The organism is Pseudomonas sp. 29 (assembly GCF_002754355.1).
In the GTDB taxonomy this organism is placed as follows: Bacteria; Pseudomonadota; Gammaproteobacteria; order Pseudomonadales; family Pseudomonadaceae; genus Aquipseudomonas; species Aquipseudomonas neuropathica.
Genome location: NZ_PEEY01000001.1, coordinates 4,420,143 through 4,431,590 on the forward strand (window position 1 = coordinate 4,420,143; position 11,448 = coordinate 4,431,590).

At 56.7% G+C, this 11,448-nt stretch carries 16 protein-coding genes and 1 tRNA gene; 10 read left to right on the plus strand and 7 right to left on the minus strand.

What is annotated here, in order from left to right; translation table 11 throughout:
• Positions 1 to 39: 39 nt before the first annotated feature.
• The 7 genes from CLU80_RS20485 to CLU80_RS20515 all read left to right on the plus strand — a co-directional run bounded on the left by CLU80_RS20485 (position 40) and on the right by CLU80_RS20515 (position 4,923).
• A complete protein-coding gene (locus CLU80_RS20485) occupies positions 40 to 768 on the plus strand; it encodes a PA3715 family protein (RefSeq protein ID WP_353616996.1) in 729 nt (242 codons plus the stop codon).
• A 37-nt stretch (positions 769 to 805) separates the two neighbouring features.
• A complete protein-coding gene (locus CLU80_RS20490; RefSeq protein WP_099758230.1) occupies positions 806 to 1,522 on the plus strand; it encodes a PA3715 family protein in 717 nt (238 codons plus the stop codon).
• A gap of 4 nt (positions 1,523 to 1,526) precedes the next feature.
• Positions 1,527 to 1,943, plus strand: coding sequence for a fosfomycin resistance glutathione transferase (gene fos, locus CLU80_RS20495; protein ID WP_099758231.1), 417 nt, complete (start codon positions 1,527 to 1,529; stop codon positions 1,941 to 1,943).
• Between the two features lie 60 nt (positions 1,944 to 2,003).
• Positions 2,004 to 2,642, plus strand: coding sequence for a LysE family translocator (locus CLU80_RS20500; protein ID WP_095049187.1), 639 nt, complete (start codon positions 2,004 to 2,006; stop codon positions 2,640 to 2,642).
• A 79-nt stretch (positions 2,643 to 2,721) separates the two neighbouring features.
• Positions 2,722 to 4,071: a sensor domain-containing protein gene (locus tag CLU80_RS20505; RefSeq protein ID WP_099758232.1), complete on the plus strand. Its 1,350-nt coding sequence runs from the start codon at positions 2,722 to 2,724 to the stop codon at positions 4,069 to 4,071.
• Between the two features lie 116 nt (positions 4,072 to 4,187).
• Entirely contained in the window at positions 4,188 to 4,343 is a 156-nt protein-coding gene (locus tag CLU80_RS20510) for a KGG domain-containing protein (RefSeq protein ID WP_099758233.1), read from the plus strand.
• Positions 4,344 to 4,419: 76 nt separating this feature from the next.
• Positions 4,420 to 4,923 carry a DUF4142 domain-containing protein gene (locus tag CLU80_RS20515; RefSeq protein WP_099758234.1) on the plus strand — a complete coding sequence of 168 codons (504 nt, stop codon included), beginning with the start codon at positions 4,420 to 4,422 and terminating at the stop codon, positions 4,921 to 4,923.
• 84 nt (positions 4,924 to 5,007) lie between these two features.
• On the opposite strand, the gene CLU80_RS20520 is transcribed toward CLU80_RS20515, so the two are convergent.
• Positions 5,008 to 5,418 (minus strand): low affinity iron permease family protein, encoded by a 411-nt coding sequence (locus CLU80_RS20520; protein WP_007911483.1) that lies wholly within the window; start codon positions 5,416 to 5,418, stop codon positions 5,008 to 5,010.
• A gap of 165 nt (positions 5,419 to 5,583) precedes the next feature.
• On the opposite strand from CLU80_RS20520, the gene tam reads away from it, so the two are divergent.
• On the plus strand, positions 5,584 to 6,354 hold the full coding sequence (gene tam, locus CLU80_RS20525) for a trans-aconitate 2-methyltransferase (RefSeq protein ID WP_099758235.1): 771 nt from the start codon (positions 5,584 to 5,586) through the stop codon (positions 6,352 to 6,354).
• Between the two features lie 189 nt (positions 6,355 to 6,543).
• Here the strand turns inward: tam and CLU80_RS20530 are convergent, their stop codons facing one another.
• The gene (locus CLU80_RS20530) at positions 6,544 to 7,281 is read right to left on the minus strand and encodes a class I SAM-dependent methyltransferase (RefSeq protein WP_099758237.1); all 738 of its coding nucleotides are present in this window, start codon (positions 7,279 to 7,281) and stop codon (positions 6,544 to 6,546) included.
• A 564-nt stretch (positions 7,282 to 7,845) separates the two neighbouring features.
• Here CLU80_RS20530 and CLU80_RS20535 point away from each other — a divergent pair.
• Positions 7,846 to 8,229 (plus strand): DUF6124 family protein, encoded by a 384-nt coding sequence (locus tag CLU80_RS20535; RefSeq protein ID WP_099758238.1) that lies wholly within the window; start codon positions 7,846 to 7,848, stop codon positions 8,227 to 8,229.
• A 47-nt stretch (positions 8,230 to 8,276) separates the two neighbouring features.
• Here CLU80_RS20535 and CLU80_RS20540 read toward each other — a convergent pair whose 3' ends face one another.
• Both CLU80_RS20540 and CLU80_RS20545 read right to left on the minus strand, forming a co-directional pair.
• Positions 8,277 to 8,684, minus strand: a complete 408-nt coding sequence (locus tag CLU80_RS20540; protein WP_007911473.1) for a type II toxin-antitoxin system HicB family antitoxin — start codon at positions 8,682 to 8,684, stop codon at positions 8,277 to 8,279.
• Between the two features lie 36 nt (positions 8,685 to 8,720).
• Positions 8,721 to 8,900, minus strand: coding sequence for a type II toxin-antitoxin system HicA family toxin (locus CLU80_RS20545; RefSeq protein WP_095049193.1), 180 nt, complete (start codon positions 8,898 to 8,900; stop codon positions 8,721 to 8,723).
• A 365-nt stretch (positions 8,901 to 9,265) separates the two neighbouring features.
• Here CLU80_RS20545 and CLU80_RS20550 point away from each other — a divergent pair, with 365 nt between their 5' ends.
• Complete coding sequence (locus CLU80_RS20550) at positions 9,266 to 9,784, plus strand: BRCT domain-containing protein (protein WP_099758239.1); 519 nt, start codon at positions 9,266 to 9,268, stop codon at positions 9,782 to 9,784.
• On the opposite strand, the gene CLU80_RS20555 is transcribed toward CLU80_RS20550, so the two are convergent.
• From CLU80_RS20555 to CLU80_RS20565, 3 genes are all read right to left on the minus strand, one after another.
• A complete protein-coding gene (locus CLU80_RS20555) occupies positions 9,740 to 9,985 on the minus strand; it encodes a hypothetical protein (RefSeq protein WP_099758240.1) in 246 nt (81 codons plus the stop codon). The two genes, CLU80_RS20550 and CLU80_RS20555, sit on opposite strands and share 45 nt — an antisense overlap.
• Positions 9,986 to 10,239: 254 nt before the next feature.
• Positions 10,240 to 10,313, minus strand: a tRNA-Gly gene (locus CLU80_RS20560).
• 158 nt (positions 10,314 to 10,471) lie between these two features.
• Positions 10,472 to 11,356 carry an alpha/beta fold hydrolase gene (locus CLU80_RS20565; protein WP_064119706.1) on the minus strand — a complete coding sequence of 295 codons (885 nt, stop codon included), beginning with the start codon at positions 11,354 to 11,356 and terminating at the stop codon, positions 10,472 to 10,474.
• Positions 11,357 to 11,448: the final 92 nt, after the last annotated feature.

An 11,448-nucleotide genomic window follows, 5' to 3' on the forward strand; every position in this document is an offset into this window, starting at 1 on the left:
TGCGCGGCTGAAAAAGTAATCAAGGAGCGGGAAGTGACAATGAAGTCTGGCTGGATCGGATGTGCGGCATTGTGCGGGTGGTTGCTGGCGGGGCAGGCATTGGCCGATTGCACGCCGGCGGTAGTGTCGGGGGATCTGGATTTTTCGGTTTGTAAGGATTGGCCGGCCTATCCAGGGCAGACCCTCAGCGCCACCGCCAGGTTCGAGCGAGCTTCCGATTATGTCGAGGGAAACTCGCACGGCTTTTACGATGTTGATTTGTCTGTATTACAGGATGGACGATCAGTTCCTCTCGCCACTTATCATCAAGCCGCTGCTTTCGAAACTGACGGCGTAGCCTTGGTGGAACTGGCACTCGATACTGCACGCTACAAAGTTGCTGCCGATTTCCGTGCCTTCGGTATGCGTGCCCGTGTCACCAATGGATCCCGTCTTAATCCTTTGGAAGAGGTTCAACTCTCGCTTTACGTGAGAGAGGGCGCAACGTTGCGTCCAGTCCTGAGCCGGTTGCTAGTCTCGCAATACAGCGGCGAATGGAATGATGTTTGCGAAGGTGAACGCAGCGAAACTATCAGAACGGTGGAAGTCGCCAAAACAAGCTCCCATGGTTACGCGGATCTGATCGTCAAGACTCAGCAAACCGGCACAAGCAGCGTGGGCGACGCAGAGGCTTGTGAAGATAAAATCACCCATTACCCACCCGTTCTCACAACATTGCGTTATGACGGAAAGTCTTACGTCTTGCCGCAAGGCTTCAAAGGCCTTTAACCGGCCTGCTTAACACGACTCTTATCAAGGAAGAACAATGCTCACGCCCATCCGACTCCTTATCGCCCTCAGTATTCTGGTCCTCGCTCCTCAAGCCCAGGCCGCGTGCCAGACCAAAGACTTCGACGGCAAATCCCTGTCGCGCTGCAAAGTCTGGCCCGCCGTGCAGAATCAGGCGATCGCAGTCAAATCCACCTACCTTGCCGACGCCGGCGACGATGATGCCGGGGTGTTCGATCTGGATCTGTCGATCGTCAACGCCAGCACTTACAACCCCATCGCCACTTACCGTAAACCGGGGGCTTACAACTCCGATGCCGTGCGCTTTGAGGATCTGCGCATCGACACTGCCCGTTATCGACTGGCGCCGGAGGTTCGGGCTTTCGGCTTGCGTTCAAAGTTCGCGCACACTTCCCACGCCATTCCCTACGAAAAAACCGATTTGGCGCTGTATGTTCGCGAAGGCAATGAGTTGCGTCCGGTGCTGGAGGGCTTGGTGGTTGCCAAGAGCAACGGTGAGTTCATGAATGATTGCGAAGGCTACACAAAGACGATTCGCCGAACCGTCGAGATCGGTCCTTCCAGCCATCATGGTCTGGCCGATTTGATCGTTACCACCAGCGGCAGCAAAATGAAGAATACTCAATCGGGTAAAGAGTGCGTTTCCAATACCACTCGCCTGAAGCAAAAACAGATCACCCTGACCTACGACGGCCAACAATACATCGTCCCCGAAGACCTCAGAGGCTACTGACCCGATGCTCACCGGCCTCAACCACCTGACCCTCGCGGTCAGCGATTTGAATCGCAGCCTCGCCTTCTACCGTGATCTGCTGCAGTTGCGCGTCGAAGCCACGTGGGATGCCGGTGCCTACTTGTCGCTGCCGGGACTATGGTTGTGCCTGTCACTTGATCCGCTGCGTTCGAGTCAACCGTGCGCCGATTACACCCATTACGCTTTCAGCCTCAATGCAGCCGATTTCTCAACGTTCGTAGCAAAGCTAAAAGCGGCGAACGTGCGGGAATGGCGCGATAACCGCAGCGAAGGTGCGTCGTTCTACTTTCTCGATCCCGACGGCCACAAGCTCGAAGCGCATGTCGGCGATCTCGCTTCACGGCTGTCGGCGTGTCGGCAAAAACCGTACGCCGGCATGCGTTTTTACGACGAGTCATGATCAGACTCATTTGTCTGTTATAGACTGGCGGCCACGTGTTCTGGCGCTTGCAGGTTTTCCATGACTCCATCGTTGCTAATGGCCGTGCTGGCCTCGGGTTTCATTTACGGCATTACGCCCGGGCCGGGTGTGCTGGCGGTGTTCGGCATCGGTGCAGCCCACGGGCGGCGGGCCGGGGCGGGGTTTCTTTGCGGGCATCTGCTCGGCGATGTGGTCTGGTGCAGCACCGCGCTGATCGCGATTGTCGGCGCCCGGGAAATCGGCAGCACCGCGTTTGATGTGCTCGGTGTGCTCAGCGGTGTGTACCTGTTCTGGCTCGGCTGGCGCGCGGTGCGCGCCCAGCGTCGCAACGGTGACGAGCCCCAGGGCGCGGCGCGCAATCCGTTCTGGCACGGCATTCTGTTCGGCTTGACCAATCCCAAGGCTTATCCGGTGGCGGTCGCGACCTTCACCGCGCTGTTGTCGAGCCGCGCCGAACTGCTCAACTGGTCGATGCTGCCGGCGTTGATTGCCCTGAGTTTCCTCGGTGGCTTGCTGGCCTACGCTATTCTGATTGGCGTGGTCGGCGCGCAACGGGTACGCACGCTGTATCAGCGTCATGAGTTGCTTATCACCCGATTGTGCGGCGTGATGTTTATCGGTTTTGCCATCAACGCGCTGGTGCATGCACTGCCGGGGCTGATGCCGAACAAGGCTTGAAAATGTGTGCAGGGAGGCGCAATAAAAAGGTCAGGGATGGTTGATCAGTGCTGCATTGTCCGGACACCCACGCTGAACCATGGAAAGCCGAAATTCCGCGCCGTTGGCGAGTTTTATTGATCTGTTGCTGGACGCCGTTTGCGCGGTCGACAAGCAGGGTCGCTTCGTTTTTGTCAGTGCCGCTTGTGAGCGTGTTTTCGGTTATTCGCCTGAAGAGTTGATCGGCCGGCAAATGATCGAGCTGGTGCACCCGGCGGATCGTCAGCGCACTCTGGCTGCCGCCAACGAAATCATGGGTGGCGAACCCAAACTCAACTTTGAAAACCGTTACCTGCGCAAGGACGGCAGCGTCGTGCATATCCTCTGGTCGGCGCGCTGGTCGGAAGTCGATCAGTTGCGCATCGCCGTGGCGCGCGACATCACCGAGCGCAAGCAGGCCGAGTCGCGCCAGGCTGCGCTCTATGCGATATCCGAAGCGGCCCATGCGGCTGAGGATCTGCTGGCGCTGTTCAAGCGTATTCATCTGATCATCGGCGAATGGCTGCCGGCGATGAATTTCTCCGTGGCGCTGTACGACGAGCACTGCGCACAACTGAATTTCCCTTATCACGTCGACGATCACGAATTGCAGCCCGAGCAACCGGGCACCGTCACCGGGCGGCTGTGCACGGAAGTTATCCGTAGCGGCCAGCCGATTCTTCTGACACCGGACAGTGCGGATTCCCCAGCCGATTTCGCCGAGTTGGTGGCGGGGCAGAACGCGCCGTGCTGGCTCGGCGTGCCGTTGAACTCGAAAAACGGCACCATCGGCGCCTTGATCGTCAAAAGCCTGCCCGGCGGCGAGCGCTACACCGAGCAAGACAAGGAATTGCTGCAATACGTTTGCGCTCAGGTCGCCACGGCCATCGAGCGTCAGCAATTGCACGCCCGCCTGCGGCGCATGGCGCAATACGATCAACTGACGCAACTGCCCAACCGTGAATTGCTGCGTGATCGCCTGAAAGCCGCGTTGGCCGGCGCTCGCGAGCAATCCGGGCATATGGCCTTGTTATATGTCGACCTGGATCGCTTCAAACAGGTCAACGACACCTTCGGTCACGCGGTCGGCGACATGCTCCTGCAAACCGTGGCCAACCGCCTAAAAGGCTGCGTGCGGGAAACCGACACCGTGGCCAGAATTGGCGGCGATGAATTTGTCGTGCTGCTGCACAGCGTGCAGGTTTCGGAAGATGCTGACGGCGTGGCGGAAAAAATCCGCCAGGTCCTGGTGCAACCAATGCGCCTCGATGGCCACAACCTGCACATCGAACCCAGCATCGGGGTCGCCCGCTATCCAGAGCACGGCAGGGAGGAACAGCAGTTGTTTCGCCATGCCGATCAGGCGATGTACGCCGCCAAACGCTTGAATCATCACGCGCTCAATGGCTGAAAAAGCGGCGCCGTTCGTCGCAGCGACTGCAATTTTTCTAAACCTTTGCCGGTCAGAAAATTCTCAATCTAGGCGGGCACCTGCTCGCCACGATCATTACCAAGAGGTAGAGAATCATGCCTAATTCAAGAAACTCGAACTCGGGAAACTTCGCCAACGATCGAACGAAGGCCTCTGAAGCAGGTCGCAAAGGTGGGAAAACCACCACAACGACTGTCGACAAAGAGCCAAAACCAGGCATGGGCCGCAAGCCCGCTCAGAAATCGAAGTAGTCGGTGAAGGTAGTTTTGATTGAGAGGCGGGGGCGTAAGCTCCCGCTTGAATTTCGCTAGGAAGGAGGGCGCGACCATGAGCCGGATGGCCACCCGTATACGCAACATGAGTTTTGTATCGCTGTTGGGCCTGTGTGCCAGCAGCGCTTTTGCCCAGTCGCCCGCCGATTTCATCAACGATGCCTCGGCCAAAGGCATGGCCGATATCGAGGCCAGTCGCCTGGCCCATAGCAAGGCCGAATCGAAAGAGGTCAAGGACTACACCATCGTCGTCATCAACGACCGCACCACGGCCAACCAGCACCTGGCGAAAATCGCCAAGAAGCTCGATCTGCCTGTCGCGCCTCGTGAAGAACTGGCCGACAAGGCCAAAGAACTGATGCCGCAAGTGACCGACGGCGCCTCCTTCGATCAGGCCTACGCCGCCAGTCAGGTCAAAGCCACTGAAGAAGCCATCGAGCAGATTCAACAGGAAGCGCAGACCACCGACGTGCCGGAGATCAAGGCGTTTGCCGACGAGACCTTGCCGAAGCTGCAAAGCCATCTGGAGATGGCCCGCCAGTTACAGGCCAGCCGCTAACTGCAAAAGATCGCAGCCTTCGGCAGTTCCTGCAGCCGTTTCTGTAGGAGCTGCCGAAGGCTGCGATCTTTTGATTTTAAACCCTCAGCACTCATTCAAATCCTGCTTCGACTTACTCTTCTCACCCAGCCCCTCAAGGTTAAACACTTCACCCTCGCCCAACGAGCGGTAGTGCCTGCGCAACGCCTCCAACTGTTTCAGATCCAGCGCCTCCAGCCCAAGCATCGCGTTCTGCGCCTCTTTGGTTACCAACAACAACTCATCGATCTTCAAATGCAGAATGTCGGTATCGCGGTTCTGCGTGTTCTGGATCAGGAACACCATCAGGAAGGTGATGATGGTGGTTGAGGTGTTGATGATCAGTTGCCAGGTGTCGTTGTAGTCAAAGATCGGCCCGCTCAGTCCCCACAGCCCGATCAGGATCAATGCGCCCATGAAGGTCTTGGGACTACCGGCCACCATCGCGAGCTTCTGGGAGATTTTTGCGAATTTCATAGCGGTGTTCCTTATTGGGGGAGTGCTTGAAATTCAGACATCTGTGGCTGGTGGAAAATTCTAATTACAAATCCACCCACGTCACCGGACGTTGGTAGGAGAGGCAGGCGCGCTGGATCGCGGTATCGTGTCGAACCGCTGGAATGCCCCCGACAGGAGAACGCAATGAGTTGGTCCGCCAAGCAATACGTCGCTTTCGAAGATGAACGCACCCGTCCGGCCCGCGATCTGCTGGCGGCGATTCCCACGCCTGAAGCGCGAGCAGTGGTCGATATCGGTTGCGGTCCCGGCAACTCGACGGAGCTGCTTGTGCCGCGTTTTCCCGGGGCGAAGGTCAGCGGGCTGGACAGCTCGGCGGACATGATCGATGCCGCACGCAAGCGCTTGCCGGATTTGCGCTTTGATGTCGCCGAGATTGATCAGTGGGCCGATGCCGGGCCGTTCGATGTGATCTTCGCCAACGCCGTGTTGCAGTGGGTGCCGGATCACGCGACGTTGCTGCCGGCGTTGGCCAGCAAGTTGTCCGCAGGTGGCAGCCTGGCGATCCAGATGCCGGACAATCTTAATGAACCATCCCATCGCTTGATGCGTGAAGTCGCCGCGAATGGTCCATGGGCGAGCAAGCTTTCAGGCGCTGCGGGGCAGCGTACCGACATGGCGAGTGCCAGCGATTATTTCTCGATGCTGCGGCCACACTGTGCGCGGGTCGATGTGTGGCGCACCACCTATCACCATCAGCTGTCTGGCGGGGCGGCGGGGGTGGTGGAGTGGTTCAAGGGCAGCGGGTTGATTCCGTTTTTGAGTCCGCTGACCGAGGCGGAAAAGGCGCAGTACCTGGAGCAGTATCTGGCGGAGGTTGAGAAGGCTTATCCGGCATTGGCGGATGGCTCGGTGTTGTTGCCATTTCCACGATTGTTTATCGTCGCGACGCGCTGAAATCAATTGAGTCTGTTGTTCGGCTTGAGATTTTTGGTGCGCTCTCGGACGGCCCCCTCACCCCAGCCCTCTCCCAAGGGAGAGGGAGCCGATTGGTGTTTTTTTCATAACCTGAGTTCGGCTGGATTTCGCACGTCGGCGTAGCTCGTACTGGCACTGCGGTCAGTCCCCTCTCCCTTTGGGAGAGGGTTAGGGTGAGGGCTTCTGCACCGCCACCAACATCATCATCGGCCGCTCCCGCTCTTCCGCCAGCGCCGGTTGCGCCGCCACTTCAGCTTCGCTCGGCCCCCATTCATTGACATGACGAATCGAAAACCCTGCGTCGATCAACGAATTGAGCAATGTCCCGACCGTACGATGCTGCTTGATCACTCCCTCAGCCAACCAGTTCGTAACCCGCTCACCCTCCAACTGATAGCTGTCCAGCGGCCAACGCTTGTTGCCTTCACTATCCACCAGCCAACCCGGATTACGCGGTGCCATAAAGATTGGATGCTCAATGGAAAACACAAAGTGCGAACCCGGTTTCAGCGCTGTGTACAGGTGCGCAAACAGCCCCGGCAGATCCTTGATGTAATGCAGCGCCAGCGAGCTGTAAGCCAGATCGAAACTGCAAGCGGGCAGGTCGAGCTGTTCCAGGTCGGCGCGCTCATAACGAATGTTCGCCGCCGTCGTGGTCTCCCGCGCCCGCTCCAGCATCTTCTCCGAGACATCAAGTCCCAAGACACTGGCGGCGCCATTCTCAAGCGCCCAGCGACTGAACCAGCCATAACCGCAGCCCAGATCCACCACGTTCAGGCCGTGCATGGAGGGCAACAGCGCCTTGAGCGCTGGCCACTCCGGCGCCGCGTCGAGGCCGCCGATGGAACGGTTCATCTGGCTGTAGCCTTGAAAGAATTCGGGATCGTCGTAAATGTTTTGCGTCATGGTGAAGTGCTCTTTTGAGTTCGATCGTCAGCGGCAAATTGGCCGCGATTGGAATCCCTCGAAAGTGATGGCGCGTATTCGTCGATGGCCGCGCAGGGGGAGGGTGATGGGTGATGGGGAAATGCTAGTCGGTTGGGCGGGAGGTGAAAACCGGTGGAGTGTTGTGGGTCTGTAATGCCGGGGAAATCGCTATGTTTTATCGCTGCGTAAACATCTTCCGAGCGAGGTGTTTAAAGGCGTGCAGTGTTACGTCCTGAAGCCTACAAATCCTTGCGCCGTTGCCTACCGCTACGCCAGAATCCGCCGGCTTGTGCGCTTTAGGGGCGGTCGGTAACTTGGTTCGCGTCACTGATTTCCAGTGATCGGGTTTAGCAGCCACGCGTTTCCACCAAATCGTACGAGCGTCATTTAGCCAGGTTTTCCTGTGTTTCATGGTGGCTGTGCGCATGGCACCCTCGGGTGCGCCGGGATTTTGGTGGATTCGCCCGGTCTGCTAACTTGCGTACAGCCGCCACCCTTTCGTGTAGCAGCGGAATGGTCGTAGCCCTATTCGGAATACACCAAATGTTCAAAGTAACGCCCAATCCGCCAGAAACCGATCCGGCATCCCCCTACGAATCACCCAACTCAAAGAAATTCCACGAAGCCGCCGAACGCGCCCTCGACCACTATCTAAGCCCCACGGCCAGAATCATGGGTTCCACCCACGAACCCGAACCGATGTACCTCGCCAACCCTGCCTACGACACCGAATCCTTGCTGGCCAACGCCAGCGAAACCCTCGGCTCGGCCACCACCATGCTCAACAACTTCGCCGCGCTGCTGGATACCTCACACCGCAAGACAGCGTTCGGCATTGCACAGGTTGTCATGTTGGGCGAATTGGCGGTGAATCAGGCACTGGATAAGGTTGTGCCGGCTGAGTTGCCGCGTAGAGTCGATATCTGACAGACATAAAAAAACCGGCCGTTAGGCCGGTTTCCAAAGTTCAGGATTTAACCCTGCTGCAACACCTTCAACGCTGCCGAAGCCAGAAACCCGGAACGGCTTTTCTCTTCCGGGTGATGCAACACATACTCATCAATGCGATTGAGCAGGTGGCCCGGCAGGGTGATGTTGAGCTTCTGGGCTTTGCCCAAATACTTGAGCACATCGATATCCACCACGGCCCATGCACAACCGGCGTATTTCGGGTTGGCCACGTGCAGGCTCAATTTGCTGGCCGCTGGAATGGGGGCGTCGTCGTCCGCGAGAATCTCGAAATGACCTTCGATGGCTTCGCGAGCCATGGCGACGGCATCGTCCAGATCCTCTCCTGCGGAAAAGCATCCAGGAATGTCCGGGACTTCTACACCCCAGGCGTGATGGTCATCGCCAATTGAAATCGCAATCGGGTAGAGCATATTTGTTGTCCTCCATGGCGCAACTGACTCAGAGAGTCAAAGCAGCGCCTGCTGCAAAATACTGATGGCCGTTTTCTTCAGCAGATCCTTTTTCGGATGTGGCACGGTGACCAGTCCTGGTTTGGTCGGATGCTTGAAGTGGTGGTGACTTCCTTTGATCCGTACCAGATACCAACCGTCTGCGACGAGTTGGCCGATTAAAAAACGGCTATTCACAACACCTCCCTGTGGTGTGCTTGGTGGGTACTATACCCATTGAGTTAAAGTGATCAACACTATAACCACCGGTCGGTCGTCCTCCGCTGACGGGCGGGGTCGCTTACCGCAGTCTAGGTAAGGCAGACGCGATGGTGAGGTAGGGTGTGTTACCGGGTTTTGCTCATGTTCATGTGGCGATCTTTCGCTGCAAAATCATGGAACACATCTTTTTCTGACGTCACTCTCGGGCTGCTAACGTTGACTCTAATGGGCGAAGGTCATGGACATTCAACGATCCTGTTGAAAGGAAATCACCTCTCGATAAAGCCAGCGTACTAATGCATGAAATTTGGCCATGTGATTGTCAGAAGGGAGTGAAACGGATGTCGACTCTAAAATTCAGCTATAGAGATGCAAAGGGCGATTTAAGTCAGAGAGAGTTGATTCAATGGGCAGAAAATTCGGCTTACATTCAAGGACGATCGGCCAGCGATACCTTTCCTAAAACCTATCGCAAGGATCGCATCATCGAAGTATTGCTTGGGGCTGAGCTGCTCTTAAACGAGGCCGCTCCTCCTTCTCCGAGGCTTCAGCACGATCGAAAGCCACCGGCGCTCGTTGCTTCAGAAGCCGCTTCGCAAATGCCTCATCCGAAAATGTCACCGGGTAGGATCAATCAAATTCTTTTCACTGGGTTCGCAGCTGCACAACGGGCTGAGCTTGAGCAAAAAGCAGTGGAATATGGGTTGAAGGTCATGAGTACGGCAGGCAAGACGCTGACGTTTCTTTGTTATGGCGAAAATGCGGGGCCAACCAAAGTTTCCAAGGCACTTGAGGCTGGGGCTTTTATCATCAACTCAGAGCAATTCTTGAATCTGATCACAACGGGAGAAATCCCCTGAAGTCATCACTTCGCTCAGCCTGCGCATTGAAACTGCGCCAACCACCGAATGCTTGTTACATGCAGCCAGCATCACCTCATTTTGCTTCTTGGTAGATTCGGTCAGCACTTCACAGTAAACGCGCTTTTTTTCGTGCGATTTCGCATTACGGATGAAGTCTGCGAATGGGCTTGCGTACTCCTGTTGGAATCCGATTGTCATGGGATTGCTCCGCCATTGATCCCAGCCATGGGCATCATTTCGTGCCTCGCATACTTCTCAAGGGTTGTCGTTAGAGAGAACAAAAGCGTACAGGTGGAGGGTGCATCATCAACCTGCAGTGTGTTTCTGAATGGTTCGGCGCTGCCCAAGTGGCCAACCTCAAATCTCAGACACAAAAAAACCGGCCCTGTAGGCCGGTTTTTGCTGTTCCTGCATCCCCCGTCAAAAACACACAACGTGAGACAAAAAATGAGTGGAGCGGGTAGAGGGAATCGAACCCTCGTCGGAAGCTTGGGAAGCTACTGTTCTACCATTAAACTATACCCGCTCAGAGCGGCTGACTTTGTACCAGACTCGGCCACGGATTTGAAGTTTTTCTTTTACTCATGAACGCTTTAAATCAGTGCAAACGGTCAATCGCGGGCGAGCACTGCGGTGAGAAAAGCAAAATCCCAGCCCGGCAGCCTCGCTCGCGACGACACCCTTTCAAATAGCCAATGCATGTTGATCCTGAACAAACGAGTAACGCGTTCGGCTGGTCTGCTGTGCCGGTTTCAGAAAGCCAAGCAAGGCGTTCTGGCTATCGCGGCAGGCCGCCTTGTGTTCCATGTCGAGAAAGTGCCCGGTGGCTTGCAGCGTGGTGAACGTGCTCTGCGCCACATGATTGCCAAACAGGCGCGCGTCTTCGGCTGCGGTGTATTCGTCCCATTCGCCGTTTAGAAACAGCACTGGTACGTTGATCTTTTTCGCTGCGTTCAGATAGCACTGCCGATCGCTGTGCAGCACGTCGCTGATGTGGAAGTGCATCTGCCCGTATTCGTGCTCGGCGAGGCTGCTGACGTGGCGATAGTTGAAGCGTTTGAACAACGACGGCAGGTGTTTGCCGATGGTGTTGTTGACCAGATGGCCGACGCGGTCGCCGTCGCGCTGGCCGAGGTAGTCGACACCGCGTTCGAGGTAATCGAGCATGTGCGCGTTGATCACTGGCGAGAACGAGCTGATCACCGCCCGTTCGATGCGCCGTGGCTGGTGGGCGAGGGCGACCAGGGTCGCGGCGCCGCCCCAGGAGAACGACAGCACGTGTTCGGCGGCGAAGTGGTCGATCAGCTCGAGCAGAATCTGCCCTTCGACGTCCTTCGTCAGATGTTTCTCGTGACGATTGTGGGCTTTTGACCTGCCCGCGTAGGGCTGGTCGTAGCAGACCACGTTGAATTGCGGGTGCAGGTTTTTCACAGTCTGTGCAAACGACGCAGTCGTGGCCATCGAGCCGTTGACCAGGATGATGGTCTTTTCTGCGGCGTCTGCGCGATAGAACTCCGTGTAAACCCGATACTGACCCTGTATATCCAGCACAGCGATTTCTGGCCTCATGTCATAAGACTCCTGGCAAGCAAGCGGGTATGCGCGCAAATAGAGATTGCACGAGCTTTGTGACAGGTAGGCATACGCCTGGAATTTGCTTG

What these genes read in the sequence shown, in the direction of transcription:
- CLU80_RS20505 (WP_099758232.1), top strand. Translation starts at nt 2,722, where the DNA reads ATGGAAAGCCGAAATTCCGCGCCGTTGGCGAGTTTTATTGATCTGTTG.
- CLU80_RS20555 (WP_099758240.1), bottom strand. Translation starts at nt 9,985, where the DNA reads ATGACAATCGGATTCCAACAGGAGTACGCAAGCCCATTCGCAGACTTC.
- CLU80_RS20540 (WP_007911473.1), bottom strand. Translation starts at nt 8,684, where the DNA reads ATGCTCTACCCGATTGCGATTTCAATTGGCGATGACCATCACGCCTGG.
- CLU80_RS20485 (WP_353616996.1), top strand. Translation starts at nt 40, where the DNA reads ATGAAGTCTGGCTGGATCGGATGTGCGGCATTGTGCGGGTGGTTGCTG.
- CLU80_RS20500 (WP_095049187.1), top strand. Translation starts at nt 2,004, where the DNA reads ATGACTCCATCGTTGCTAATGGCCGTGCTGGCCTCGGGTTTCATTTAC.
- CLU80_RS20565 (WP_064119706.1), bottom strand. Translation starts at nt 11,356, where the DNA reads ATGAGGCCAGAAATCGCTGTGCTGGATATACAGGGTCAGTATCGGGTT.
- CLU80_RS20550 (WP_099758239.1), top strand. Translation starts at nt 9,266, where the DNA reads ATGTCGACTCTAAAATTCAGCTATAGAGATGCAAAGGGCGATTTAAGT.
- CLU80_RS20510 (WP_099758233.1), top strand. Translation starts at nt 4,188, where the DNA reads ATGCCTAATTCAAGAAACTCGAACTCGGGAAACTTCGCCAACGATCGA.
- CLU80_RS20535 (WP_099758238.1), top strand. Translation starts at nt 7,846, where the DNA reads ATGTTCAAAGTAACGCCCAATCCGCCAGAAACCGATCCGGCATCCCCC.
- CLU80_RS20520 (WP_007911483.1), bottom strand. Translation starts at nt 5,418, where the DNA reads ATGAAATTCGCAAAAATCTCCCAGAAGCTCGCGATGGTGGCCGGTAGT.
- CLU80_RS20515 (WP_099758234.1), top strand. Translation starts at nt 4,420, where the DNA reads ATGAGCCGGATGGCCACCCGTATACGCAACATGAGTTTTGTATCGCTG.
- tam (WP_099758235.1), top strand. Translation starts at nt 5,584, where the DNA reads ATGAGTTGGTCCGCCAAGCAATACGTCGCTTTCGAAGATGAACGCACC.
- fos (WP_099758231.1), top strand. Translation starts at nt 1,527, where the DNA reads ATGCTCACCGGCCTCAACCACCTGACCCTCGCGGTCAGCGATTTGAAT.
- CLU80_RS20490 (WP_099758230.1), top strand. Translation starts at nt 806, where the DNA reads ATGCTCACGCCCATCCGACTCCTTATCGCCCTCAGTATTCTGGTCCTC.
- CLU80_RS20530 (WP_099758237.1), bottom strand. Translation starts at nt 7,281, where the DNA reads ATGACGCAAAACATTTACGACGATCCCGAATTCTTTCAAGGCTACAGC.